23 protein-coding genes are annotated in these 24,448 nt (G+C 62.8%); 5 read left to right on the plus strand and 18 right to left on the minus strand.

The genetic code is table 11. The features are described 5' to 3' along the window. Positions 1-2: 2 nt before the first annotated feature. Genes BHD08_RS10795 through BHD08_RS10825 form a run of 7 tightly spaced genes read right to left on the minus strand, consistent with a single transcriptional unit; the run spans position 3 to position 6,062 of the window. Positions 3-1,337, minus strand: a complete 1,335-nt coding sequence (locus tag BHD08_RS10795; RefSeq protein WP_125022126.1) for a TadE/TadG family type IV pilus assembly protein — start codon at positions 1,335-1,337, stop codon at positions 3-5. Positions 1,338-1,347: 10 nt separating this feature from the next. Then, positions 1,348-1,617, minus strand: coding sequence for a hypothetical protein (locus BHD08_RS10800; RefSeq protein ID WP_015277396.1), 270 nt, complete (start codon positions 1,615-1,617; stop codon positions 1,348-1,350). A gap of 15 nt (positions 1,618-1,632) precedes the next feature. Next, positions 1,633-3,147 carry a type II and III secretion system protein family protein gene (locus BHD08_RS10805; protein WP_015277397.1) on the minus strand — a complete coding sequence of 505 codons (1,515 nt, stop codon included), beginning with the start codon at positions 3,145-3,147 and terminating at the stop codon, positions 1,633-1,635. Positions 3,148-3,201: 54 nt separating this feature from the next. Beyond that, positions 3,202-4,011: a Flp pilus assembly protein CpaB gene (cpaB, locus tag BHD08_RS10810; RefSeq protein ID WP_015277398.1), complete on the minus strand. Its 810-nt coding sequence runs from the start codon at positions 4,009-4,011 to the stop codon at positions 3,202-3,204. A 12-nt stretch (positions 4,012-4,023) separates the two neighbouring features. Then, positions 4,024-5,343, minus strand: a complete 1,320-nt coding sequence (locus BHD08_RS10815; RefSeq protein ID WP_125022128.1) for an AAA family ATPase — start codon at positions 5,341-5,343, stop codon at positions 4,024-4,026. A 12-nt stretch (positions 5,344-5,355) separates the two neighbouring features. Continuing rightward, on the minus strand, positions 5,356-5,862 hold the full coding sequence (locus BHD08_RS10820; RefSeq protein WP_125022130.1) for a prepilin peptidase: 507 nt from the start codon (positions 5,860-5,862) through the stop codon (positions 5,356-5,358). Continuing rightward, complete coding sequence (locus BHD08_RS10825) at positions 5,862-6,062, minus strand: Flp family type IVb pilin (RefSeq protein ID WP_015277401.1); 201 nt, start codon at positions 6,060-6,062, stop codon at positions 5,862-5,864. Before BHD08_RS10825 ends, BHD08_RS10820 begins: the two co-directional genes overlap by 1 nt. Before the next feature lie 348 nt (positions 6,063-6,410). Between BHD08_RS10825 and BHD08_RS10830 the strand changes: the two genes are divergently transcribed. Both BHD08_RS10830 and rimO read left to right on the plus strand, forming a co-directional pair. Then, a complete protein-coding gene (locus tag BHD08_RS10830) occupies positions 6,411-7,283 on the plus strand; it encodes a DNA-binding response regulator (protein ID WP_015277403.1) in 873 nt (290 codons plus the stop codon). A gap of 144 nt (positions 7,284-7,427) precedes the next feature. Continuing rightward, positions 7,428-8,750: a 30S ribosomal protein S12 methylthiotransferase RimO gene (gene rimO / locus BHD08_RS10835; RefSeq protein WP_015277404.1), complete on the plus strand. Its 1,323-nt coding sequence runs from the start codon at positions 7,428-7,430 to the stop codon at positions 8,748-8,750. Positions 8,751-8,865: 115 nt separating this feature from the next. Here rimO and betA read toward each other — a convergent pair whose 3' ends face one another. From betA to BHD08_RS10850, 3 genes are all read right to left on the minus strand, one after another. After that, positions 8,866-10,539: a choline dehydrogenase gene (gene betA / locus BHD08_RS10840; RefSeq protein ID WP_125022132.1), complete on the minus strand. Its 1,674-nt coding sequence runs from the start codon at positions 10,537-10,539 to the stop codon at positions 8,866-8,868. 13 nt (positions 10,540-10,552) lie between these two features. After that, entirely contained in the window at positions 10,553-12,025 is a 1,473-nt protein-coding gene (betB, locus tag BHD08_RS10845) for a betaine-aldehyde dehydrogenase (RefSeq protein WP_125022134.1), read from the minus strand. Positions 12,026-12,118: 93 nt separating this feature from the next. Next, a complete protein-coding gene (locus BHD08_RS10850) occupies positions 12,119-14,185 on the minus strand; it encodes a choline transporter (RefSeq protein WP_125022136.1) in 2,067 nt (688 codons plus the stop codon). Between the two features lie 421 nt (positions 14,186-14,606). Here BHD08_RS10850 and trpB point away from each other — a divergent pair, with 421 nt between their 5' ends. Both trpB and tsaA read left to right on the plus strand, forming a co-directional pair. After that, the gene (gene trpB / locus BHD08_RS10855) at positions 14,607-15,815 is read left to right on the plus strand and encodes a tryptophan synthase subunit beta (protein WP_125022138.1); all 1,209 of its coding nucleotides are present in this window, start codon (positions 14,607-14,609) and stop codon (positions 15,813-15,815) included. Between the two features lie 112 nt (positions 15,816-15,927). Continuing rightward, positions 15,928-16,635, plus strand: coding sequence for a tRNA (N6-threonylcarbamoyladenosine(37)-N6)-methyltransferase TrmO (gene tsaA / locus BHD08_RS10860; protein WP_125022140.1), 708 nt, complete (start codon positions 15,928-15,930; stop codon positions 16,633-16,635). Between the two features lie 18 nt (positions 16,636-16,653). Here the strand turns inward: tsaA and BHD08_RS10865 are convergent, their stop codons facing one another. The 8 genes from BHD08_RS10865 to BHD08_RS10900 all read right to left on the minus strand — a co-directional run bounded on the left by BHD08_RS10865 (position 16,654) and on the right by BHD08_RS10900 (position 23,627). Beyond that, the gene (locus BHD08_RS10865) at positions 16,654-19,191 is read right to left on the minus strand and encodes a penicillin acylase family protein (RefSeq protein ID WP_125022142.1); all 2,538 of its coding nucleotides are present in this window, start codon (positions 19,189-19,191) and stop codon (positions 16,654-16,656) included. A 79-nt stretch (positions 19,192-19,270) separates the two neighbouring features. Then, positions 19,271-19,732 carry a DUF2489 domain-containing protein gene (locus BHD08_RS10870; RefSeq protein WP_125022144.1) on the minus strand — a complete coding sequence of 154 codons (462 nt, stop codon included), beginning with the start codon at positions 19,730-19,732 and terminating at the stop codon, positions 19,271-19,273. Between the two features lie 7 nt (positions 19,733-19,739). Continuing rightward, positions 19,740-19,928 carry an SEC-C metal-binding domain-containing protein gene (locus BHD08_RS10875; RefSeq protein WP_015277412.1) on the minus strand — a complete coding sequence of 63 codons (189 nt, stop codon included), beginning with the start codon at positions 19,926-19,928 and terminating at the stop codon, positions 19,740-19,742. A gap of 7 nt (positions 19,929-19,935) precedes the next feature. Continuing rightward, on the minus strand, positions 19,936-20,433 hold the full coding sequence (locus tag BHD08_RS10880; protein ID WP_165362605.1) for an LEA type 2 family protein: 498 nt from the start codon (positions 20,431-20,433) through the stop codon (positions 19,936-19,938). 146 nt (positions 20,434-20,579) lie between these two features. Next, positions 20,580-21,317 (minus strand): S-methyl-5'-thioinosine phosphorylase, encoded by a 738-nt coding sequence (locus BHD08_RS10885; RefSeq protein ID WP_125022146.1) that lies wholly within the window; start codon positions 21,315-21,317, stop codon positions 20,580-20,582. A gap of 25 nt (positions 21,318-21,342) precedes the next feature. Then, positions 21,343-22,341, minus strand: a complete 999-nt coding sequence (nagZ, locus tag BHD08_RS10890) for a beta-N-acetylhexosaminidase (RefSeq protein ID WP_125022148.1) — start codon at positions 22,339-22,341, stop codon at positions 21,343-21,345. A 15-nt stretch (positions 22,342-22,356) separates the two neighbouring features. Next, entirely contained in the window at positions 22,357-22,881 is a 525-nt protein-coding gene (locus tag BHD08_RS10895) for a L,D-transpeptidase (RefSeq protein ID WP_125022151.1), read from the minus strand. A 38-nt stretch (positions 22,882-22,919) separates the two neighbouring features. Continuing rightward, positions 22,920-23,627 (minus strand): TetR/AcrR family transcriptional regulator, encoded by a 708-nt coding sequence (locus BHD08_RS10900; RefSeq protein ID WP_125022153.1) that lies wholly within the window; start codon positions 23,625-23,627, stop codon positions 22,920-22,922. 208 nt (positions 23,628-23,835) lie between these two features. On the opposite strand from BHD08_RS10900, the gene lexA reads away from it, so the two are divergent. Continuing rightward, positions 23,836-24,444, plus strand: coding sequence for a transcriptional repressor LexA (gene lexA, locus BHD08_RS10905; RefSeq protein WP_014820593.1), 609 nt, complete (start codon positions 23,836-23,838; stop codon positions 24,442-24,444). The last annotated feature ends 4 nt before the right edge of the window (positions 24,445-24,448 follow it).

A 24,448-nucleotide genomic window follows, 5' to 3' on the forward strand; every position in this document is an offset into this window, starting at 1 on the left:
CTTCAGGAATCGCTGCTAGGCGTCCGGCTGTTGTCGATATAGGTCTTGTACAGCTGGATGATCTGCGGCCCCGTCTCGCCGACCGAGTTCGGCCCGGGTACGTTGTCGCCCTCGCATTCACGAATGAACTGGCCGAACACCACGGCCTGGTTGCCCTGCCCACCGGGCAGTGACTGCACGAGGAAGAAGCAGCCGAAGCCCAGCACCGGCACCGACGTGCTGCCGCCCGACGCGCCATTGCAGTTGCCCACCACAATCTTCAATACACGCCGCTCGAAAACGCCGTTCGCCTGGCAACCGTTCGGACAGTTGCCGACGCTGCGCTGCCAGTCGTTGAAGTCCAGCAAGGCATGACTGCTGGTGTACAGGTCGCCATTGCGCGATTGCACTGGCTGGCCCTGATACTCGGCGCGCGGCGGACTCACGGTGCTGTTGAGGGTCATGCGCGGCGTGCTGAAACTGATGACCTGGTCGGGCGGATAGCTCGCCGATTTGCTGCTGATCGGCCCGTCATAGACGCCGAAGCGGGTATTCAACCCTTGCGCCACCGGACCGACGTTGTTGCCCGGCTCGGTCGGCACCGCGTCGCCCACGACATTGCAACGCCTGAAGCCACCTGCCAGCGCGTCACGTGTCTCCGAGGCACCGCTAGTACCACCCAAACGAATTAGCTGGAAATTGCCCGGACCAATCACCGGATCGCTGTTGGATGCTCCCTTGAGCACCTGCAGATCGCCAAAGCGATAGCCCCAGAACAGCTCGTTCGACGCGTTGTACTGATTAGGATCGCCACAGACCATCATCGGTGAAATGTCGCAGGGGCTGGTCGGACTTGGCCCGGCTGTCGCAACGGCGGCAACGGTTTTCTCCGGCGCCGTGCCAAACATATCCATGATCCGCCAGAAGAAGCCGACCAAACCGTAGTTGGGCACCGACACCCTTACATAGCGCGCATTGAGCGGCCCCGGGTATGAGAAAGGCCCGTAGACGCTGGCGGCCAGTTCAACCCGGGCGAAGCTGGTGCCCCCGCTGCCGAGCGCGGTGTTCAGCTCTGCGTTGCCGGGTGCCTGGGCGTTGAGCCGCAGCGTTGCGAGTGCGGCGTCGCGGGTCAGGCTTGAAGAACTGCCGGAGCCGAGTACCTGCTGCAACGTCTTGGCCCCGCTGAGCGCCGCCGCATCTACCGCGTTCTGCAGCCGGGTCTTGTTCAGCAGCATATGGCTGCCATCCAGTGCCAGCGCCGCCATCAACAGGATGGACAGCAGCGCCAGCACGGCAAGTACCATGACCGCACCGCGCTGGCGTGCCGGTAACGGCCTGTTGCTTCTGCGGACTGTCATGGCGGGCGCCTCAGTTGTTGACGTTGATCTGGATCGGCTGGGCGACCTGCGTCGCATCGCCGGTGGTGCCGCGATAGCCCTCCATCACCTTCTCCGTCAGCGGCCCATCGACGCCCTCTGCCGCCAAACCTGTTCCCGGGTTGGCAGCCTTCTGCTTGTCGACGATCTGCAGGTATTCGCTCAGGTACACGGTCGAGCCCAGCGGGCCGACGCGGCCCTCGTCATAACTCACGCAGCCACCCAAAGCGGCCAGCAAGCCCAGCGCAATGATTCGTTTCATGATGCTGCTCTCCGCTTACTTGAGGTCGTGGCCGAAACGGCCTTCGCTGACACCGAGACTGACCGGCACGGCACGCCCGGGCTGGCTGCCCTTGGTCTTGCCGAGCAGGTAGAACTCCAGGTCGCTGGGCTCGACGAAGTTTTCCGTCGGCAGCCGCACGGCCTTGGCATCCAGCGGAGTGACCAGATGAGGGGTGACGAGGATGACCAGTTCGGTCTCGCCGTTGATGTACTGCTGGCTGCGGAACAGTTGTCCGAGCACCGGAATGTCGCCGAGGCCGGGGAAGCGGCTGACGTAATCGCGGCTGTTCTCGCTGATCAGGCCGGCGATGGCGATGGTCTGGCCATTGCCCAGTTCCACGGTGGACTGCGCACTGCGCTTGGTCAACGACGGCACCAGCTGGCCGACGCTGTTGGTGCCGCCCAGGCCGGTCGTGAGCATCAGCGCATTGGCGTTGCTCAGCTCGCTGACCGCGACATTGAGGTTGAGGTTGATGCGGCCCGAGTCCAGCACCACCGGCAGGAACTTCACGCCGACGCCGAATTCCTTGTATTCGATGGTGATGCCATCGTCGTCCGACACCGGCACCGGAAACTCGCCACCGGAAATGAATTCCGCCTGCTGTCCGGTCAGCGTGGTAAGCGTCGGCTCGGCAAGCACCTTGGCCGTACCATTGTCCTTGGCCGCGTCCAGCACGACGTTGAACAGGAAGTTCTCCGAGAGGAACTGCCCGAAGATCGCCTTGCCACTGCCGATCAGCTTGCTCGGGTCCACCTGACCATCTGGATTCAGGCCCAGTACACCGCCATCGGCGTTCAGACCGTTATTGAAGCCGCCCCCCGACCAGCGTGACGACGAGCCGAAATCCAGCGCGTTGAAGCGCACATCCAGATTCTTGAACAGGCTGCGCTGCATCTCGGCAACCTTCACTTCCAGCATGACCTGCTGGCTGCCACCGATACCGAGCAGGTTGATCACCTCCAGCGGCTTATTCTGCATCGCTGCACCGCCGCTTTCAGCCGCCGAAGCCTGCGCCGCATAGCTCTGCGCCAGCTTCACCGCGCTGTCCATGGCTGCTGCACTGCTGACCTGGCCACGCAGCGCCAGCGCGCCCTGTGCACTGAACACTTCGATGCGCTCGTTGGGCAGCACCTGATGCAGCTTGGCCTTGAGCCCGCCGAGATCGTGCACCACCTCCACATCCAGGCTGTCGATCAGCTGATTGCGGTTGTCCCACAGCAGCACGTTGGTACTGCCCAGCGAGCGCCCGAGCAGGTACAGCTGCGTCGGCGAGGTGATGAGAATGTCGGCAATCGCCGGGTTGCCCACCGAGATGCGGTTGACCGACGCCCGCGTGCTGAGCACCCGCGACTTGTAGATGGGCACCTGCACATCGCTGTTGTTCACCGCCGGCATGGCTCTCACCGCCGTAGCCGAAACCGGCTGCTGGGCGAAGGTCGCCGGCGCCCCCAGCACCGCCCAGCCGCCCAGCAGGACGGCCAGTAGCTGCACTTTGCTCATGCTGTTCATGTGAATCTCCTTGCAGACCGGCTGGTGACAGCGCCGGTGTTGGCAGTGATCGCGCTAGAGCCGCACCTTGGTGACGTTGACCTCGGTGCCGCGAATGATGGTGACGCCCGGGTCGGCCGGAGCTCGCTGACGCTGTACCGGCTTGGGCGGCACCACCACCGGTGCTGGCGCAGCCACCTGCAGCGACTGCGGCTCGGCGGCCACGCGCTTGTCGTTATCCAGTGGGTTGCGCAAGGCCAGTTGCAGGCGGCCCTCGGACATCGCCTTGACCAGCGCTTCTGCCTCGTCCGGTGCCATTTCCAGCGTCACGGCACGCACTACTACCGGCTGGGTCTTGTCAGTGCTGGCGGTCTGGTCGACGGCCAGCACGCGCAGGTCCTGGAGAATGGTCTTGGCTTCGGTTTCCTCACCGCTGCCGATGCGACGAGTCGCCAGCACATCGACCCGGTTGCCGGGCAGCAGGAAGCCGCCCACGCCAACCACGTCGTCGACCCGTACCGATACCGCGCGCTTGTCCTTGGCGATCAACGAAGCCAGGGTGCTGCCGCCCAGATGCTCGGCTACCCGGGCGCCACGCACGATGTCGCCGCGCAGCATGCTGAATGTGGCGATCTTGCCGGCCACCTGGTCGACCGCATCGAAGGCATCATCAGGAACCGTGCCCCGCGGCATGCGCACGACCATCACCTGCTGCGCCTCGATGGCCTGGCCGAAGGGAATTTCCATGGTAGCCACCACGACGTTGCGCTGCTGGTCGTCAGGTGCCGCGCTGAGCCTGGCGTTAAGCCAGTTGTTGGCCATCCAGCTCGCACCCAGTCCCAGCAGCAGCGAGAACAGCACCAGATAAAACGTACGGGAGCCCATGTCCAATCTCCTTCATTCGAGAAATTCGAGCTGGACGAAGTAGTTTCGCCAGGCCCAGTCCAGGTCGTCGGCCGTCAACGGACCGCTGCGGTCCAGATAGCGCTGGCGATCAAGTGCCATATCGATAAGGTCGCGCGGCTGGCATGGCAGCAGCGGAACGCCTTCGGCTCCGTGCAGCTCGCTCAGGACGTGGTCGAGCAGCGCCGCATCGAAGGCCTGGCCGCGCTTATCCAGCTCCTGCCGCCAGATGCGTTCGTACTGATCGCGTTTGAGGTAGCCGAACGGCAGCTTGTAGCCGATGCGCCGCAGGAAGGCGTCGTCGGCCAGGTCCAGCGGGTTGATGTTGGTCGAGAACACCAGGATCAGGTCGAACGGCAGCACGCAGTGACGCCCGCCGCCCAGGTTGAGGAAGTCGCGGCGCTCCTCCATCGGCACGATCCAGCGGTTGAGCAGCTCGGCCGGCGGCATGCGCTGCCGGCCCAGGTCATCGACAATGAACAGGCCGTTGCTGGCCTTGAGCTGCAGCGGCGCGTGGTACTGCCGACTGACGGGGTCATGGCGGATTTCGAGCTGGTCCATGGTCAGCTCACCCCCGGTGGTCAGCAGTGGCCGCGAACAGCACAGCAGCCGGCGATCGATGCCCTGATCGAGTAGCAGGCTGGCCGGTTCTTCGGTCTCCAGCCGGCAATGGATCTGCGGGTCGTAGATCTGCAGCACGGCATCGCCGATCACCACGGCGTGGGGCACCCAGATCGCCTCGTTGAGCAAACGGATCAGCCGGCTGCTGATGTAGGTCTTGCCGGTCCCGGAGGGACCATAAATCATCATGGCGCGGCCGGAATTCATCGCCACGCCGAGCCGCTCCAGCAGGTCGTCGGTCATTACCACGCCACTGTAGGCGGCGCGCATAGCCCGCTCGGTCACCCGCCCATGATGGATGGTCTGCAACTTGAGCAAGGCACAGTAGAGACTCACCGGAATCGGAGCGGCCCCGAGATAGCCGCTGCGCGCGAAGGCATCTCGCGCCGCCATGCGGCCACGCTCGGTCAGCCCGTAACGCAAACCGCTGCCACCGGTCTGCCCGAGCACCTCGACGCTGCCGTCCTTGCGCAGCTGGCCCAGCACCTCATCGACCACCGCGCCTGGCAACGCCAGGCGGTCAGCCAGCCGGCCGATATCAAGCACGCCGGATTCGTGCAGATGCTTGCAGACAAGATCGCCCAACAGCGCCTCATCCAGACCGGTATCGGCGATGCTGCGAGGCTGTGGCGCGAGTTGCTGGACCACTGCGAACTCGCGGTCCCGGGTTGGATGATCGATGACTACATGCATGACACATCCCCTTCAGCGGGCGAATTCAAACCACAACATGCTGCCCAGGGTGCCGAGCAGGATGGCGATGGCGTAGGGAAAGCGCTTGCCGGCAACTTCGTTCTTGTCCGGCGCCAGGTAGCGGTGAGCGCCCAGCATCACCGTGTACCGAGTCAGCGTTTGCCGGAGCTGCCCGTGCACGGCGATCAGCAACAACCCACCAATACCCCCGGCCATCAGCGCCAGCAGCGAGACCAGCAGGGCCTGCTGCGGTGCCATGAACGTGCCTACCATCGCCATCAGCTTGACGTCGCCGGCGGCCATGCCGCCGAGGGCGTAGAGCGGAATGAAGATGGCAAAGCCGATCGCCGCACTGATCGCGCTAGTTCCAAGCCCGGACCATCCTGCGCCGAAAACCTGACCAACAACCCCCGCCGCTATGCCGAACACCACGAGCGAATTCGGAATTCGGTGTTGCCGAAGATCAATCAGCGCCGCATATCCCGCCAGGCTTAATAGAACTATCCACTCGATTGCCATTACTGCGTTGGGGCCGTGGTTCCACCCAATGCGGTGATGATCGCGTTGATCTTGACTAGTACGGCCTGCCCTAAGTTTGTGAACGCCGTAAGTAGCACGGCCGCCACCAGCCCACCGGCAATCGCATACTCCACCGTGGTCAAGCCTTCCTCATCCCTCGCGAACTTCACCACTGCGCTCTTGATCGACTGAAGTTTCATCTCGCTCACCTCTCGATGTGATTACCCGGAGCCAGCAGGATTAATCCCTGCTCTGCTTTCACCCTAGGCGCGGAGTGGAGACGGCAGTTAGGAGTCCTTTGCTGATCGCTAGGATTTTTTTACTGGCGTTGTGCCTGCACACAGGTAGCCGCAGATAGAAGGGATGCGACAAGGCGCCACCCCAATGGGCAGCGCTTAGAGGTCATTCATTCAGCTGATGCAGAGGCCGCGCTGTCACATAACCTATCCGCAACAAAATGTGACGCAGTTAGCAGAATTGGTTCTTAGCAATAATGGCTTATTGCCAATACTGTTTGAGGCGCACAACAACAATCGGCAGAGCTAGTAATGATGTCTAACTCCGCGACAGGCCCCAGCCTTCTCTGGCTCGACATGACCTGCGAGCGCTCTACACAAGCGCTAATGGCTCAGTTCAGTGACTTCTGCGATTGTCGGCTGATCGCACCGGACTCCCTTGTCGCAGATTCGGGCCTACATCTGCGCCAGGCAGACATGATCTGCATGCATTTCGATCGACCCGACGCGCTCGGATTGAGCCAGTTGCAGCAACTCAAGCGCTCGGTGCCATCCCTTCCGATCACCATGTTTACCGTCCAGCACACCGAGGAGCTCGCCGTATGGGCGATGCGCTCGCGGGTATGGGAATACATCACGCTGCCCATTTCGTCGGCAGAAATGGCGCGCTATCGGCGTGCACTGCTTGAACTGCATGCGTTGAGGCGCATCGGTGCTGGTTATCCCCGGCAACCCATGAGCGAGGTGTTCCCCGAGCTGCCAGCCTGCGTCAGGCTGACCGCGGATCATCGCAAGCATCAATCGCTGGCGCGCGCGTTGCAGCACATTGACCAGCATTTTCGCGAAAACATCGACCAGAAGGAGCTGGCACAGCTCTGCGGCATGACGCCGTCGCGCTTCAGCCGGCTGTTCAAGGACGTGTATGGCATCTGCTATCTGGAGCACATCCTTGCCAGGCGCATGGAGTTCGCCAAGGACCGCCTCGACAACAGCCAGATGCCTATCACCACCATCGGCTATGAGGCGGGCTTCCGCGATCCGTCCTACTTCGCCCGAGTGTTCAAGCAGTTCGCCGGCTGCACGCCGAGCGAATACCGCAATCGCCTGGTTGGCGCGACCAGCGTGAGCGACCTCAGCGAGTCTTTCGCGCCGCTCGCCGAAATCGAATACGACATCGGAGCCTGATCTGCAGCGGCACTCGCAGCTGGAGCGGTCGCGCCACGCCAGGGCATATCGACCCACGTGCGCCGCTCCCGGCCTGGCTAAAAAATGCTCAGCTCTGTATACTCGCGCGCCTTTTTCATGCGCGGTTTTCGAGGTTCAAAGTCGATGAGCAAAACGCCAACAGTCGGGTTCGTGAGCTTGGGTTGCCCCAAGGCAACGGTCGACTCTGAACGCATCCTCACCCAGCTGCGCATGGAGGGTTACCAGATCGTGCCGTCCTACGAGGACGCCGATGTGGTGGTTGTCAACACCTGCGGTTTCATCGATAGCGCCAAGGCCGAATCGCTGGACGCCATCGGCGAGGCGATTGCCGAGAACGGCAAGGTGATCGTCACCGGCTGCATGGGTGTGGACGAGAACAACATCCGCGGTGTGCACCCCAGCGTGCTGGCCGTTACCGGCCCGCAGCAGTACGAGCAGGTGGTGAATGCGGTGCATGAGGTGGTGCCGCCGAACATCGAGCACGACCCCTTCGTCGATCTGGTACCGCCACAGGGCATCAAGCTCACCCCGCGCCACTACGCCTATCTGAAGATTTCCGAAGGCTGCAACCATACGTGCAGCTTCTGCATCATCCCGTCGATGCGCGGCAAGCTGGTCAGCCGGCCGGTGGGCGATGTGCTCAGCGAAGCCGAGCGCCTGGTCAAGGCCGGTGTGAAGGAAGTCCTGGTGATCAGCCAGGACACCAGCGCTTATGGCGTGGACCTCAAGTACAAGCTGGATTTCTGGAACGGCCAGCCGGTCAAAACGCGCATGCTCGAGCTGTGCGAGGAGCTGGGCAAGATGGGCGTCTGGGTGCGCCTGCACTACGTCTATCCCTACCCGAACGTCGACGACGTGATTCCGCTGATGGCCGCCGGCAAGATCCTGCCGTACCTGGATATCCCCTTCCAGCACGCCAGCCCGAAGGTGCTCAAGGCCATGAAGCGCCCGGCCTTCGAAGACAAGACCCTGGCGCGCATCAAGAAATGGCGCGAGATCTGCCCCGAGCTGACCATCCGCTCGACCTTCATCGTCGGCTTCCCCGGCGAAACCGAGGAAGACTTCCAGTATCTGCTCGACTGGCTGACCGAAGCCCAGCTCGACCGCGTCGGCTGCTTCCAATACTCGCCGGTAGATGGCGCCCCGGCCGAGGTGATGGGCCTGGAAGCGGTACCGGACGAAATCAAGCAGGAGCGCTGGGACCGTTTCATGGCGCACCAGCAAGCCATTAGTGCCGCGCGCCTGCAGCTGAAGGTCGGCCAGGAGATGGACGTGCTGATCGACGAAGTGGACGAGGACGGCGCCATTGGCCGCTCCTGGGCCGACGCCCCGGAAATCGACGGCATGGTCTACGTCGACAGCGCACAGCCACTGCAACCGGGCGACAAGGTCCGCGTACGCGTCACCAACGCCGACGAGTACGACCTCTGGGCCGAAGTGATCTGATCTGCTCGGTTAAACAAAAGCGCCCCGCACTAGCGGGGCGTTTTTGTTTCTGCGCGACAAGTTCTCGTAGGGTGGAAAACGGCGAAGCCTTTTCCACCACCTGACGGCGAACGCGTCAACGCCGCGGCGGTTGCCGCACCGGCACATTGCCGGCCACGTAGTACTTCGCCGTGCTACGCGGCAGCGGCTCACGGCCGCGAATCCGGTCAGCGATCTTCTCGGCGATCATGATGGTGGTCGCGTTGAGGTTGCCGGTGATGATCTGCGGCATGATCGAGGCATCCACCACGCGCAGGCCTTCCACCCCGTGCACCCGGCCCTGGCCGTCGACCACGGCCATGTCGTCCGTACCCATCTTGCAGGAGCAGGATGGGTGATAGGCCGTCTCGGCGTGCTCGCGGACGAAAGCGTCCAGCTCCGCATCGCTCTGCGCCTCGATGCCCGGGCTCAGCTCGCGACCGCGGTAGGGATCGAGCGCCGGCTGGTTCATGATCTCGCGCGTCAGGCGGATGCCGTCGCGAAACTCGCGCCAGTCCTGCTCGTGGGCCATGTAGTTGAACAGGATGCTCGGATCCTCGGCCGGATCGGTCGAGCGGATTTCGATACGTCCGCGGCTGGGCGAACGCATCGAGCCGACGTGGGCCTGGAAGCTGTGACCGTCATGGGCGTTGCTGCCGTTGTAGCTGACCGCCACCGGCAGGAAGTGAAACTGGATGTTCGGCCATTCGAACTCGTCGCTGCTGCGGATGAAGCCGCCGGCCTCGAACTGGTTGCTGGCCCCGATACCGCTGCCGAGGAACAACCACTCGGCGCCGATCGCCGGCTGGTTCCACCACTTGAGTGCGGGATAGAGCGAAACGGGCTGTTTGCATTCGTACTGCAGGTACATCTCCAGGTGATCCTGCAGGTTCTGGCCGACGCCCGGCAGCTCGTGCACGGGCTTGACCCCGACCCGGCGCAGCAGCGCGCCCGGCCCGACGCCGGAGCGCTGCAGGATCTGCGGCGAAGCGATCGCCCCGCCGCACAGCAGCACCTCGCGGCGCGCCCGCGCGATGTACGGGTCCTTGCGGTCGCGCAGGTAGCGCACGCCCACCGCGCGCTTGCCTTCGAAAAGGACGCGATCGGTCACCGCATGCGTTTCGATGGTCAGGTTCGCCCGCTCCCTGGCCTGGTCCAGGTAACCCCGCGCGGTACTGGCGCGCCGGCCCTGGGGTGTCACGGTGCGGTCCATGGGACCGAAGCCTTCCTGCTGGTAGCCGTTGAGGTCATCGGTGCGCGGGTAGCCGGCCTGCACGCCCGCCTCGACCATGGCCTGGAACAAAATGTTGTTGTCCGCCTTCGGCGTGGTCACGCTGACCGGGCCGACGCCGCCGTGGTAGTCGTTGGGTCCGATGTCGCGCGACTCGGCCTTGCGAAAGTACGGCAGGCAGTCGAGGTAGGTCCAGTCTTCCAGGCCGGGCGCCTTGGCCCAGTTGTCGTAGTCCAGGGCGTTGCCGCGGATGTAGCACATGCCGTTGATCAGCGATGAACCGCCCAGGCCCTTGCCGCGGCCGCAGTCCATGCGACGGTTGTTCATGTGCGGCTCGGGGTCGGTCTTGTAGGCCCAGTTGTAGCGCGTGCCCTGCAGCGGATACGCAAGCGCGGCGGGCATCTGGGTGCGGAAGTCCAGCCGATAGTCCGGACCGCCGGCTTCGAGCAGCAGCACGCTGACGTCGGCGTCCTCGGTTAGCCGCGCGGCGAGCACGTTACCCGCCGAGCCGGCGCCGATGATGATGTAGTCGTATTCCATAGTTCTACCTCCCTCAAAACACCGAGGCGAACTCGCCCAGCTCTACCTGTACCGATTTGACCCGGGTGTAGTGCGCCAGCGAGGCAATGCCGTTTTCGCGGCCGATGCCGGACTGCTTGTAGCCACCGACCGGCATCTGCGCTGGCGATTCGCCCCAGGTATTGATCCAGCAGATGCCGGCCTCAAGGCGATGGATGATCCGGTGCGCCCGCGCCAGATCGGCAGTGACCACGCCGGCGGCGAGGCCATACTCGGTGTCGTTGGCGCGGCGGATAACTTCGTCCTCATCCTGATACTCGAGCAGGCTCAGCACCGGACCGAAGATTTCTTCACACACGATGGCCATGTCGTCGCTGCAGTCGCTGAAGATGGTCGGTGCGACAAAGGCGCCTTTTGCGTATTCGCCCTCAGTCACCCGCTCGCCACCACAGAGCAGCCGCGCGCCGGCGGCTTTGCCCTTGGCGATGTAGTCGAGCACGTTGTTCATGTGCGCGGAGCTGACCAGCGGGCCGAAGTTGGTCTCTTCCTGCTGCGGATCACCAAGACGAATGCGCTGCACCCGCTCCAGCAGCTTGGCTTCGAACGCCGCTTTCAGACCGGCCGGAACGAACACCCGCGTGCCGTTGGTGCAGACCTGGCCGGAGCTGAAGAAATTGGCCATCACCGCGATGTCGGCCGCGCGGTCCAGATCCGCATCTTCGCAAATGATCAGCGGCGACTTGCCGCCCAACTCCATGGTCACGTCCTTGAGCGACGACGACGCCGCGCTGGCCATGACCTTCTTGCCGGTCGCCACGCCGCCGGTGAACGACACCTTGGCGATGCGCGGGTGCTCAGTGATCAGCGCCCCGACACCGGCGCCACTGCCGGTCAACACGTTGAACACGCCATCGGGCAGTCCAGCTTCGCTGAAGATCTCCGCCAGTTTCAGCGCGCTCAGCGAGGTGACTTCGCTGGGTTTGAAGATCATCGCGTTGCCGGCGGCCAGCGCCGGTGCGGCTTTCCACAGGGCAATCTGGATCGGGTAGTTCCAGGCACCGATGCCGGCCACCACGCCCAGCGGCTCGCGCCGGGTATAGACGAAGCTGCTGTCACGCAGCGGAATCTGCTCGCCCTCGATGGCCGGAGCCAGGCCCGCGTAGTACTCCAGCACGTCGGCGCCGGTGACGATGTCGACGCTGCGGGTTTCGCTCAGCGGCTTGCCGGTGTCCAGGGTTTCCAGCAGCGCCAGCTCATCATTGCGCTCGCGCAGCAGATCGACCGCGCGGCGCATGATTCGCGCCCGCTCGATGCCGGTGAGTGCCGCCCAGATGCGCTGGCCTTGCTCGGCACTTTCAACCGCGCGTTCCAGATCGGCCGCACCGGCCTCCGCCACTTCGGCCAGGACTTCACCGTTGGCCGGGTTGATGCTCTCGAAGGTCTGGTTGCTGCTGGCGTCGACGTAGCCGCCATGGATATAGAGTTGCTGCCGTGGGAAACGGGCCATGTTCTACCTCGTTTGTATGTTTGTGGCGGACAGCGGATCGACGCTGCCGCGACATGAATGGAACGCCTCGGGGATCGCCCGAGGCGTGCAGGGTCAGGGTGTCGGCGCCGCGCCTGGGTTGGGCATGCCGCTTTCACCACCGCCGTTTTCGCGCTGCAGATGCAGGAAATGCATGTGGTGCTCGTAGTGGTCGAGGATGTCCTCGATCAGCTGGCGCCGGGAGTAGCCCATCAGGTCGTACCCCAGGCTGCCCTGGCGCAGGTGCACCTCGAGCCGGTAATAGTCGGCGTTGCTGCTCTGCGTGCGCAGGGCAAAGGACGGCATGGTGCCGCGCACCGGCCAGATCTGGTAGGTGAAGTCCTGCTCGCTACCCAGATTGACGTGCAGCGCCAGGTGCTCGTTGCCCGGCTCGCCTTCGACGATCTCCACCGGCACGCCCTTCTCGCCCAGCGCCTTCTGGATCTCTTCCATCGCCGGCTTGCAGACATCCTTCAGGTAACGACGGATCTGTGAGCGGCTGGGGAAGCTCATCGCCCGCGACAGGCGCTGACTCCAGTTCATCTGCGTGTGCTCCAGCGTGGCACGCCCGGACAGGTAGCCGGACAGGCTCTTCTGATAGCTGTCGGCCATGACGCCTTCGACGTGCAATGCCTTGAACAGCCCGTACATCATGAACAACAGCACGATGGAGAACGGCAGGCCCATGATTACTACCGTGCCCTGCAGCGCGGTCAGGCCACCGGCGACCAGCAGCGCCAGGGTGAGCACACCGATGATTGCCGCCCAGAGAATGCGCATCCACACCGGCGCATCGCTGTTGACGTCCTTGAGGATCGAGGTGAAGTTCGACAGCACCAGCGAACCAGAGTCGCCGGATGTGACGAAGAAGACGATGGCGAGGATGGTCACCACGATGGTGGTGAGCCCAGCCCATGGCAGGCTCTGCAGAAACAGATAGATCGACGAGCCAGGGTTGCTCATGGCCTGCTGACCGAATTCGAGGGCGCCCCCCATGACCATCTCGATCGCGCTGTTACCCATGATCGACATCCAGGCCATCATGAACGCCAGCGGCAGCAGCAGCGTGCCAATGACGAACTCGCGGATGGTGCGACCGCGGGAAATTCGCGCCAGGAACAGGCCCACGAACGGCCCCCAGGCGATCCACCAGGCCCAGAAGAATACCGTCCAGGCGTTCAGCCAGTCGGTCGGCCGACGGTAGGCATAGGTGTCCAGCGACAGGCTGATGAAGTTGGAGAAGTAATCACCGACATTCATCACCAGCGCGTTGAGCAGGAACACCGTATCGCCGACCACCAGCACGAACAGCAGCAGCAATACCGCCAGCAGCATGTTGAACTCGGAAAGCCGGCGAATCCCCCGCTCCACCCCGGTCGCCGCGGAGATCGCCGAGAACACCACGATCAGCACCACCAGCACCGCCTGGGTAAGCGTGCCTTCCGGTATGCCGAAGATGTAGTTGAGGCCGAAGTTCAGCTGGATGATGCCGATGCCCAGACTGGTGGCGATACCGAAGATCGTCCCGAGTACCGCGGCGGTATCGACGGTGTGGCCGATAGGGCCATAGATGCGCTTGCCGAAGATCGGGTACAGCGAGGAGCGGATCGACAGCGGCAAGCCCTGGCGGAAGCTGAAGTAGGCCAGCGACATGCCCACCAGGGTATATACGCCCCAACCGGACAGGCCCCAGTGCAGAAAGGTCAGCTCCATGGCGTGGCGCGCTGCCTGGGTGGTTCCGCCCTCACCTACCGGCGGTTCGAGAAACTGGGTGATGGGTTCGGCGATACAGAAGAACAGCAGGTCGATGCCGATGCCAGCGGAAAACAGCATAGCCGCCCAGGTGACCACGTTGAATTCGGGCTTGGAATGATCCGGCCCGAGGCGGATCTTGCCGTAGCGACTGGTCGCCACCACGACCACGAACAACAGGTAGAGCAGCACGGCGAGGAAGTAGAACCAACCGAATGTGTTGGATATCCAGCCAACTACCGTGTTGATGACCGCCAGCGAGCGATCGGTGAAGAACATCGTCCATACGGCAAACAGCACGATGGCGATGGCGGAACCGTAGAAGACTACGGGATTGATTCGATCAGCGGGCGCTTCGGAATCGTTGGGCGAGAGCTCAGCCTCGTTCATCAGTTCTATCTCCTGAACTTGTTCTGGCTTTACGACATCGCTATGCGACGTATTGCGGCAGGCGACACGCAATTCATTGGTGAATGCGTCGACCCGATGGTGGGATGGGCAAGCAAAGCAGCCGTACTGATGACAGCCATGCCCGTCGGCAAAGCAATGCCGACCAAAAACAAAGGTTGAATTCTGCTCCCATAATGTTGAATTCGGCGCGCATCCTACACGATAAGCGTCAACTTCGCGAATCAGTACAGGATCGCCACTGTTCCGGCGACCGCGACTTGGCCCGGCAGCCGCCATTCTGGGCGGCTCGCAAGAGGGTCTGCGCCGGTGCCAGCCGCGGCATTTTCAGCAACCCTGTCCTGACTTATGATCACCGCCGCGCAGCAGGCGCCCCTACCATTTCACCCGCAGAGATGAACTCATGTCGTCCGATCCCCGCTTCACTGCCATGCCCGATGCCAACGGATACTTCGGTCCCTATGGCGGCCAGCTGGTGCCGCCACACCTGAAGCAGGCCATGGACGACATCAACCTGGCCTACGAAGAGATCCGCCAGCGCGAAGATTTCCAGCAGGAACTGGCTGCGCTGTTCGCCGACTACGTGGGGCGCCCGAGCCCGATCTTCCATGCGCGGCGCCTGTCCGAGCAGCTCGGCGGCGCGCAGATCTATCTGAAGCGCGAAGACCTGAATCACACCGGCGCACACAAGATCAACCACTGCCTGGGTGACGCCCTGCTGGCCAAGTTCATGGGCAAGAAAAAGGTGATCGCAGAAACCGGCGCCGGGCAGCACGGTGTCGCGCTGGCCACCGCCTGCGCACTGGTGGGTATTCCCTGCGAGATCCATATGGGCCAGGTGGACATCGAGAAGGAACATCCCAACGTCACCAAGATGAAGATCCTCGGCTGCAAGCTGATCGCCGTCACCCGCGGCGCCGCCACGCTCAAGGAAGCGGTAGATAGCGCCTTCGAGGAATACCTGAAAGATCCGCACAACTACATCTACGCCATCGGCTCGGTAGTCGGCCCGCATCCGTTCCCGAAGATGGTTCGCGACTTCCAGTCGATCATCGGCACCGAGGCCCGTGAGCAGTTCCTCGCCAAACATGGCCGCCTGCCCGACCACGTGGTTGCCTGCGTCGGTGGCGGCTCCAATGCCATGGGCATGTTCACCGCCTTCCTCGAAGATGCTGCAGTCGAGCTGGTGGGTATCGAGCCGGCCGGCGAAAGTCTGGACAAGCCCGGTCGCCATTCGGCCACGCTGTCCAAGGGCAAACCCGGCGAACTGCACGGCATGGCCTGCTATGTGCTGGAGGATGCCGACGGCAATCCGTCTGCGGTGCACTCCATCGCCTCCGGCCTGGACTACCCGGGGGTCGGCCCACAGCACAGCTACCTGAAGGACATCGGCCGGGTGAACTACCAGACCGCGACCGACCAGGAATGCCTCGACGCCTTTATGACCCTGTCGCGCGTGGAAGGCATCATCCCCGCCCTGGAAAGCGCCCACGCCGTGGCATGGGCGATTCGCACCGCACCGACGCTGAGCAAGGACAGCCATATCCTCGTCAATCTATCTGGCCGCGGCGACAAGGATGCTGATTACGTCGCCAATCTGCTCGGCCTGTAACACGTCAACGGCGGGCCGGCGATGCATGTGCGTGTCGGCCTGCTGGAAGCGCAACGGGCGGCCATAGCGGGTAAGATGCGCAGCCGCCCGACTGCTTCCCAGGCCAGCCTTCATGGATCACAGCGTCTCGCCGATCGGCTACGTCCGCTCCTGCTTCAAGGAGAAGTTCGCCATCCCACGCCAACCGAGCTTGGCGCCAGCCGCACGTGGTGTGCTGGAGTTGCTGCCGCCGTTCGACAGCGGTGAAGCAGTAGCCGGGCTCGAACAGGTCAGCCATGTGTGGCTGCTGTTTCTCTTCCATCAGGCGCTGGAAAGCAAACCCCGCCTCAAGGTTCGCCCGCCACGTCTGGGCGGCAATCGCATGGTCGGCGTGTTCGCCACCCGTGCCACGCACCGCCCCAACGGTATCGGTCAGTCGGTGGTCAGGCTGGATCGCGTCGAAGCGGATCGGCTGTTCATCTCCGGCATCGATCTGCTGGACGGCACGCCGGTGCTGGACATCAAACCCTACGTGCCCTACGCCGATGCGCTGCCTGACGCACGCAACGACATGGCCGCCGGCGCGCCAGAGTTGATCGAGGTGCAATGGTCGGAATCGGGGTTGCTGCAAGCCCGCCGCGAAGCACTGCGCCTGGGCGAGCCCTTGGTCGAACTCATCGAACAGTGCCTGGCGCAGGACCCGCGCCCGGCCTATCAGAAGCCCGAACCGGAGCGGCGTTACGGCGCGCAGTTCTGGGATGTGGACGTGCGCTGGCACTACCCGACTCCGGACATGATCCGCGTTCTCGAAGTAGCGCCAGCAGCGCCGCAACCGGCCTAGTGCCGGCGCGGCGCCCCGCTACTTGCCAGCAGGCGTCAGCAGCAGGCGCTGCGTGCCGTAGACCTTGTCGAGATTCTCCGTCTTGAACGGGAATCTCATGTACTGCGCCTTCATCCACGCATCGATACCGTCGGCATAGTGCGGGCTGGCCGGGTTGCCGGACTGACCGGAACTATTGAGGCCGATCATCGGCTCGTCGCGACCGAAGTCGACAATGATGCGCATCGCCGGGATCAGCCAGGTATCGAAGTTCGCCCCCATGCTGTAGGCCGAGGCATTCAGCGTGCTGTGATCGCCGCCTATGGCATAGGGGCCGCGGTCGAGGTAGCTACCGATGGCGTTGATCTTGCTCCGCTGGCTGGCCGGCATATGCGGCGCCAGTTGCGTTGCGCCAGACGTCCAACTGGCGGTGTGCAGCTTGCCCCACTGCCACGCACTGCGCTCGTTGCCCAGGCGGCTTTCCAGCAGGCTCACCGCACCAGCAAGACTGCGCGCTAGAATCGCCGGCTTGTCCTCGGTTTGCGCCGTACGCTGGTCGTTCCAGAACGGACTGTCTTCGCGGGCGAGCAGATGATCCGCCTGGGCCGAATAGGAGGTGTTGGCCGCCTGCACCAGCGCGCGCCAGGCCGGCGTGTCCTCTGGGCCCAGCTCGTCAAGGAAGATCTGCCGCGCGCTTTCCTGCAGGAATGCACCATACAGCGCGGCGTTGGCCGAATCCGCAGCGAGCTTGCCATCGAAGGCCAGCAACCGATCCAATGCTTCACGCGCCTTGCTCCGCTCACTGGCCGGCAGCGCATCGATCGCCTGGCGCAACGGTGCGGCCATACCCGGCGCCTCGAACATTGCCCTGAGCTTGGCAGCGAACGGCGTCACCTGGTCGTACTGCATCGCAATGGTGCTGCGCGTGTCGTGCTTGCCGCGTCCCGCCAGCTCTGCGAGCCGCTCGTAGCGCTCAGGGCCATACCAGGAGCTGGACAGCTGCATCCCGTAGCCACGCGGCACGCTGCGATGATTGGCGGTGCCGAGCCATCCCTGGAACGGATCCTGGTCATAGGGGTGCAGCATCGGATCGGCGTAGCCGTCCCATTCGTAGCGGCCATCCCAACCCGGCGACGGCACCAGCCCCAGACCCTCGCGGCGATTGGGGAACCGTCCGGTGACCTGCCAGCCGATTCCCTGCTGATCGGCGAAAACCAGATTGAGTGCGGCTGCGCGAATTTCGCGGGACGCCTCGAAAGCCTGATCCACCGATTGCGCGCGGGACAGATCGAAGAACGCATCCAGGGTGCGATCGGCCTCCAGCTGCGTGGTTTTCAGCGCCAGGCCGTAACCGCTGCGGACTTGCAGCGGCTGCAAGGGATGCTTGCGCTCGCCCAGCGCCGTGTTCAGTAGCGGCCCATTACGGGTTTCGTAGATGGTCTCGCGAATCGGCCGCTCGCCTTTGACGAAGTAGGTCTCGTGGCGTTCGCGGGCCGGCAGCCATTTACCGTCGGCCAGATACATCAGGCGCGAGCCTTCGCGGCGGACCTGCTCGAGATACAGGTCCTGGTTGTCGCCCATGACCATGGTCATGCCCCAACCGAGCTTGCCATTGAAACCGGCCACGACCGCAGGCACACCGGCGATGGTGACGCCGGCCGCCTGGAACTTCGGTGCGCGTATCTGCATGAAATTCCAATATGACGGCATCGACAGCGGCAAGTGTGTGTCGTTAGCCAGGATTGGCTTGCCACTTCGGGCGTTACTGCCGGCAATGGCCCAGTTGTTCGACGCCGCCATGCCCGTCGGAGTCAGCGCCGCCAAGTGTTGCGCTGCCTGCTCGATCGCCGCCAGCCCTGGCACTGATCCGCTCAGCGCGAGCCCCTTGAGCTTGTCGGCTTCGGCAAACGGCAGCGCCTCGTCCGGATAGATCGGCAGCAGCCAGGCGAGCTTGTCGCTACCCACTTTCTGCGCCAGTAGCAAGGCTGCCACCTCTTCCTGCAGGTTCTGCGACAAACCGAAGTTCAGCAGACAGAACACCAGCACAGAATCTTCTGGCTTCCAGTATTCCGGCTTGTAGCCGGACTCGGCGAGATCCATCGGCAGCTTGTCACGATGGCGGTACAGGTAGGCGTTCACGCCGCGGGCGTACACCTCGAAGAACTTCTTCATCCTCGGCGAGGATTCGCGATAGAGCAGCTCAGCGTTCTGCCGCAGATTCACCGCACGCATGAACCGATCGGTTTCCAGCACACCGGGGCCGACCATTTCCGCCAGTCGACCCTGCGCCATCAACCGCAGGCTGACCATCTGGCTCAGGCGGTCGGTCGCGTGCACGTAACCCATGGCGAACAGCGCATCGTGAAAGGACGAGGTTTCAATCAGCGGCATGCCCAGCGAATTGCGCCGGATGCTCGCACTGCCTGCCAACCCGGTCAGCGGTTGAATGCCCTGTGCCGGCGGCAGACTGGCGCTGTAGCGGTTATCGAGATAGGCCTGACAACCGCCGAGGCCGGCCAGACCGAGCGCGGCCCCCAGCGTCAGGCGAACCAGGGCGAACGGCAGACGCAGAGACATCGAAGACTCCTGTGCGGGCTTGCAAAGAGGAAAGAGTGCTAACAGCTTAGAGTGCGGGCAGCGAAGAAGATCGGGGCGATCAGGCCGCGTTGCGCGATTTTGGCAGAGCTTCGTCGAGCAGCCAACGCGCCGACCGCCGTGCTTCAGCCTTGTGTTGCAATTCCAAGGCGCTGAACTGTGCTTCGTGACGCCGCCGCTCGTGCTTGTCCAACGCCTTCCAAGCAGCGTGGGTAGGCACCTGTTCGGTCGCCTCGAAGAGCTGCTGGAAGACCTGGCAACGAGGATGCTGACCCAACGCCACGTCATAATTATCGAGCAGCACCTTGATGCGGATGGCCCCCTCGATGAGCGGCAACTGACCATCCAGCAGGCAGCTGGCAAGAATCCGCAGATCCTCCGCCAGCGCGGTCTGTTGCTTGACTCGCGCCTCGACCTGCAGCCGTTCGTTGCGCCAGACGCGACGCCAGAGATAGAGCGCATAGCCGCCCAGCGCCACGATCAGCAACGCGGCTACGACGAACAGACCGAGGGCCAAAGTCATGGGGTGCTCAGGCGCCGTGACATTTCTTGTACTTTTTCTGACTGCCGCAGGGACAGGGGTCGTTGCGACCGACATCCTTCAGCGGATTGCGCACGGGCTCGTGGCTGTGATTGCAATGCGGCCCGTGGACATGATGATGGTCATGGTCGTGATCGTGGTTGCAGTCGGGACCATGCACATGCGGCTCTTGACTCATCTGGGTACTACTCCGGAATAAAGTTGCCCGGGATTATCTCGCCATCCGTGGAAATGTGCACGCGCCGCCCTGCCATCAGGCCGGTCTTCAGCTCACCTTTCAGCCGATAGCTGATCGGACGGTCCGGCTTTTCCAGCAGCCGCACGATGTACTTCATGTGCCGCCACAGGTTGGTGTGAACGGGCACCTCGTAATACTCGAAACTGTTGGCAGGGACGGTCAGCCAGCCACTGGACTCGCCGCTCGCCAACTCAACATCGTTTAGATGAACGGTATAGATCAGCCCGCGCACCGGCAGGCTGTGATCGTTGGGGTTGTCGATGCGAAAGCGCAGCATGAACTGCTGTTCGAGTAGCCTAGCCTTGACGATATCGACTTTGGTGAGGTTGACCGTAGGGTCCTTGAAATCGCCCGAGAACCAGGTCGAGCATCCGGCCATGCCACCAAGCAAGCTCAGCATCACGACTATTTTAAGAATTCTTATTGTGTGTGCCTGGCAAAACATTCCGGTACTCCAAAGGACGCCCAAGTGTAGCAAGCAGCATGCTTGCCGCAATGGGGTGCCGCCGCAAAAATACCAGTCTCAGGCCGCAATATGACAAGCACGCTTCAAGAATGTGTACCGCCTCGATAACACAGCGAAGCGACTCATCACTCCGCTAGCACTCGGGCGAGCACCTGGCGCGCTTTGCCTATCCCGGCGGAAAGCGCCGCCTCGATTTCCGCCATGGTGATCACGCCGCTCGCCTTGCCGGCCGCCGGGTTGACCACCAGAGACAGACAGGCGTATGCCAGGTCCAGTTCGCGGGCCAAGGCCGCCTCGGGCATACCGGTCATACCGACGATGTCGCAGCCATCCCGCTCCATGCGCGCGATCTCGGCGGCCGTCTCCAGCCGCGGACCCTGCGTGCAGCCGTACACCCCATGGCTGCTGAAGGCGTAACCCTCCGCGGCCAGTGCGCCGATCAGACGTGCACGCAAGGCCTCGTCGTATGGATAGCTGAAGTCGATATGGGTCACATGGTCGATGTCGCCTTCAAAGAACGTGTGCTCACGACCATAGGTGTAATCGATGATCTGATGGGGCACGCAGAAATGCCCAGAGCCCATCGCCGAATGGATACCGCCGACCGCATTCACCGCAAGAATCGCTTCGGCGCCCGCTTGCTTCAAAGCCCACAGGTTGGCGCGATAGTTCACCTGATGCGGTGGAATCCGGTGCGGATGCCCATGCCTGGCAAGAAAGAGCACCTCGCGGTCGCCATATTCGCCCCGCAAGACCTCACCGGAAGGACGCCCGTAAGGCGTATCGATGAGCTGAGCACGGTGCAACTTGAAGCCGGTCAGCTGAGTCAGGCCGGTGCCGCCGATGATCGCGTAGACAGTCATGGGTATTCCTTGAAAGAAGAGAAGGTCAGCCGATCAGCTCGGCGGCCTTCAGCGCGCCAATGGCGTCCAGCCAGCGAGGGTTCTGCTTGTACTCCGCCGCACATCCTGTGCGCCTGCGCATGCGCGCAAGCACAGGCGACGACGTAACCTGCATGCGCTGCAACGCCGCCAAGGCCAGTTCTGCAGCAGCACGATCGTTACATACCAGCCCCATGTCACAGCCCGCCATCATGGCGGCCTGGATCCGGTCAGCCGCATCGCCGACCACATGCGCACCCGCCATCGAAAGGTCGTCGCTGAAGATCACGCCCTTGAAGCCGAACTCACCGCGCAGGATGTCCTGCAGCCAGTGGCGCGAAAAGCCTGCAGGCTGGTCGTCGACCTGAGGATAGATCACATGGGCCGGCATGATCGCATCGAGCGTTCCGCTCAGCGCCTGGAAGGGAATCAGATCACAGCCGCGCAATTCATCGAGGCTTCGCTCATCCACAGGAATGGCAACATGAGAGTCCGCTTCGGCCCAGCCATGGCCGGGGAAGTGCTTGCCGGTCGCCGCCATGCCAGCTGCATGCATGCCGCGAACGAAGGCATCGATCAGCACAACGGCAGCCTGCGGATCCCCCTCGAACGCACGAGTGCCAACCACTGCACTGCGCTGATGATCAAGATCCAGCACCGGCGCGAAGCTGAAGTCCAGACCAACCGCGAGCACCTCGGTTGCCATGACCCAACCGCAGGCCTCGGCCAGCCGTGGCGCATCGGCGCAGCGCGATAGCTCTCGCATCGCCGGCAGCTTGACGAATCCCTGGCGCAGCCGCTGAACACGGCCACCCTCCTGATCCACAGCCAACAGCAGATCCGGCCGCACGGCACGAATCGAGCGGCACAGCTCGTCGACCTGACGCGGGTGCTCGATGTTGCGGGCAAACAGAATGAGCCCGCCGACCTCCGGTTGACGCAACAGGTGCCGGTCCTCGGCCGTCAGCCAGGTACCGGCGATGTCCAGCATCAGTGAACCGTGCATATGCAGAAGAAATCCTTATTCGAGTTCAGCGGCGGCCCAGTTCGGACAGGGCGCCTCGTCGATGCGCACCGGACAATGAGGCGGCACCAATGGAAAAAGTCGGAGTAGATCGGCGTTGCGCATGCGAATGCAGCCATGAGAAAGCGGTACACCCATCGGCTCGGAATCAGGAGTGCCGTGAATGTAGATGTAGCGGCGAAACGTATCGACTCGCCCCATGCGATTGCGGCCAGGCTCGCTTCCGCTAAGCCATAAAATCCGGGTCAGGATCCAGTCACGCCCTGGGAACTCCTCGTGAAGCTCCGCCGACCATACCTCGCCAGTCCAGCGTCGTCCGCGTAAAACCGCCCCCGCCGGCAGGTCGTCGCCAATGCGTGCGCGCACCTGATGCAACCCTCGCGGCGTACAGCCAGAACCGTTCAGCTCGCCAGCACCGTTAAGCGCCGTGGAAACCGGGGAACGCAGACATAGCCGTCCGCCAGCGAAACCGTAAAGCTGCTGATCGGCGATAGAAATATGCAGAAAATCGAGAGATGTCATAGCGGCTAGCTTAGCCGATCGCCCGGCCGGCTTGCAGCTCAAGCCTTCGCCGGGATCGCCACTGCATTACGCCGCGCGATCGGCTGCGCTGCTTCAAGCGTGCTGTCGTCGATGCCACTGTCGGCACGCATGCCGGCCGCCAGGAACGGCACCATCATGCGCATCACCTGTTCGATCGAGGTCCTGACACCGAAATCATTCTCGGAAATTGCGCGCAAGGCCTTGATGCCCGACATGCTGAACGCCGCTGCACCGAGCATGAAGTGCACGCGCCAGAACAGCTCGATGGGCGGTATGGCCGGCGCCGCGTCGTGCACCTTGAGCATGTAACGACGAAATACCTTGCCATACATGTCCTCCAGATAACGCCGCAGGTGACCCTGACTCTGACTGAAGGACAAGCCCAACAAGCGCATGAAGATGGACAGATCGTCGCCACTGCGCGGCTTGACTGCCAAGGCCTGCTCGACAAGGATCTCCAGCAGCTCTTCCAGCGAATCCTTCTTGTCGGTCAGCGCCTCGCGGCGATCCAGCTCACGCTCGAGACTTGCGCAGAATGGTCCGAGGAACCGCGAGAAAACCGCCTGGATCAGCGCCTTCTTCGAGCCGAAGTGGTAGTTCACCGCTGCCAGATTGACCCCAGCCTTGCTGGTGATCAGACGAAGCGAGGTTTCGGCGAAGCCTTTTTCCGCGAACAGCTGTTCCGCTGCATCAAGAATGCGCTCAACTGTTTCCGACTGCGCCATGCCCCCTCCGAAAGACAAACAACTGTTTGAAACTTACGTTTCACCGACCGGCAAGTCAACCACGAAACGCCTTGCGGCACTAGCGTCATTGTCGCAGACGCCGCCCGTGGCTGGCGAAACTGAGCAGCAGCCATTCCAGAATCATTCGTTGCCAAGGCCGGATCACTGTATATAATCCCAGTCACTGTATAAAAGAACAGAGACCGACATGATCAAGCTGACGCCTCGCCAGACGGAAATCCTTGCGTTCATCAAGCGTTGCCTGGAAGACAACGGTTATCCGCCTACCCGTGCGGAGATCGCTCAGGAGCTCGGCTTCAAGTCGCCCAACGCTGCCGAAGAACATCTCAAGGCACTTGCCCGCAAAGGTGCTATCGAGATGACGCCCGGCGCGTCCCGCGGGATACGTATTCCGGACTTCGAACCCGCTGCGTCCGAAAATGGCCTGCCGATCATCGGCCGCGTCGCTGCCGGCGCGCCGATTCTGGCGCAGCAACATGTCGAGGAATCCTGCCAGATCAGCCCGGCTTTTTTCCATCCACGCGCCGATTATCTGCTCCGTGTCCACGGCATGAGCATGAAGGACGTCGGCATTTTCGATGGCGACCTGCTGGCCGTGCACACCACCCGCGAGGCGCGCAATGGACAGATCGTAGTCGCCCGCGTCGGTGACGAAGTCACGGTGAAGCGTTTCAAGCGTGACGGCAAGAAGGTTTGGCTGTTGGCTGAAAACCCCGAGTTCGCGCCCATCGAGGTCGACCTCGAACAGCAGGAACTGGTGATAGAAGGCTTGAGTGTCGGCGTCATCCGCCGCTAAGGAG

Origin of the sequence: Pseudomonas sp. SCT, assembly GCF_003864275.1 — a bacterium.
Taxonomy (GTDB): domain Bacteria; phylum Pseudomonadota; class Gammaproteobacteria; order Pseudomonadales; family Pseudomonadaceae; genus Stutzerimonas; species Stutzerimonas stutzeri_AE.

Bases quoted from the DNA above. Each gene is read 5' to 3' on its own strand.
- BHD08_RS10815 (WP_125022128.1), bottom strand. From the start codon at position 5,343: ATGCATGTAGTCATCGATCATCCAACCCGGGACCGCGAGTTCGCAGTG.
- cpaB (WP_015277398.1), bottom strand. From the start codon at position 4,011: ATGGGCTCCCGTACGTTTTATCTGGTGCTGTTCTCGCTGCTGCTGGGA.
- betB (WP_125022134.1), bottom strand. From the start codon at position 12,025: ATGGCCCGTTTCCCACGGCAGCAACTCTATATCCATGGCGGCTACGTC.
- BHD08_RS10870 (WP_125022144.1), bottom strand. From the start codon at position 19,732: ATGACTTTGGCCCTCGGTCTGTTCGTCGTAGCCGCGTTGCTGATCGTG.
- BHD08_RS10820 (WP_125022130.1), bottom strand. From the start codon at position 5,862: ATGGCAATCGAGTGGATAGTTCTATTAAGCCTGGCGGGATATGCGGCG.
- BHD08_RS10850 (WP_125022136.1), bottom strand. From the start codon at position 14,185: ATGAACGAGGCTGAGCTCTCGCCCAACGATTCCGAAGCGCCCGCTGAT.
- BHD08_RS10795 (WP_125022126.1), bottom strand. From the start codon at position 1,337: ATGACAGTCCGCAGAAGCAACAGGCCGTTACCGGCACGCCAGCGCGGT.
- trpB (WP_125022138.1), top strand. From the start codon at position 14,607: ATGTCGTCCGATCCCCGCTTCACTGCCATGCCCGATGCCAACGGATAC.
- BHD08_RS10800 (WP_015277396.1), bottom strand. From the start codon at position 1,617: ATGAAACGAATCATTGCGCTGGGCTTGCTGGCCGCTTTGGGTGGCTGC.
- BHD08_RS10900 (WP_125022153.1), bottom strand. From the start codon at position 23,627: ATGGCGCAGTCGGAAACAGTTGAGCGCATTCTTGATGCAGCGGAACAG.
- tsaA (WP_125022140.1), top strand. From the start codon at position 15,928: ATGGATCACAGCGTCTCGCCGATCGGCTACGTCCGCTCCTGCTTCAAG.
- BHD08_RS10885 (WP_125022146.1), bottom strand. From the start codon at position 21,317: ATGACTGTCTACGCGATCATCGGCGGCACCGGCCTGACTCAGCTGACC.
- BHD08_RS10875 (WP_015277412.1), bottom strand. From the start codon at position 19,928: ATGAGTCAAGAGCCGCATGTGCATGGTCCCGACTGCAACCACGATCAC.
- betA (WP_125022132.1), bottom strand. From the start codon at position 10,539: ATGGAATACGACTACATCATCATCGGCGCCGGCTCGGCGGGTAACGTG.
- BHD08_RS10805 (WP_015277397.1), bottom strand. From the start codon at position 3,147: ATGAACAGCATGAGCAAAGTGCAGCTACTGGCCGTCCTGCTGGGCGGC.
- BHD08_RS10865 (WP_125022142.1), bottom strand. From the start codon at position 19,191: ATGTCTCTGCGTCTGCCGTTCGCCCTGGTTCGCCTGACGCTGGGGGCC.
- lexA (WP_014820593.1), top strand. From the start codon at position 23,836: ATGATCAAGCTGACGCCTCGCCAGACGGAAATCCTTGCGTTCATCAAG.
- BHD08_RS10825 (WP_015277401.1), bottom strand. From the start codon at position 6,062: ATGAAACTTCAGTCGATCAAGAGCGCAGTGGTGAAGTTCGCGAGGGAT.
- rimO (WP_015277404.1), top strand. From the start codon at position 7,428: ATGAGCAAAACGCCAACAGTCGGGTTCGTGAGCTTGGGTTGCCCCAAG.
- BHD08_RS10895 (WP_125022151.1), bottom strand. From the start codon at position 22,881: ATGACATCTCTCGATTTTCTGCATATTTCTATCGCCGATCAGCAGCTT.
- BHD08_RS10880 (WP_165362605.1), bottom strand. From the start codon at position 20,433: ATGTTTTGCCAGGCACACACAATAAGAATTCTTAAAATAGTCGTGATG.
- nagZ (WP_125022148.1), bottom strand. From the start codon at position 22,341: ATGCACGGTTCACTGATGCTGGACATCGCCGGTACCTGGCTGACGGCC.
- BHD08_RS10830 (WP_015277403.1), top strand. From the start codon at position 6,411: ATGATGTCTAACTCCGCGACAGGCCCCAGCCTTCTCTGGCTCGACATG.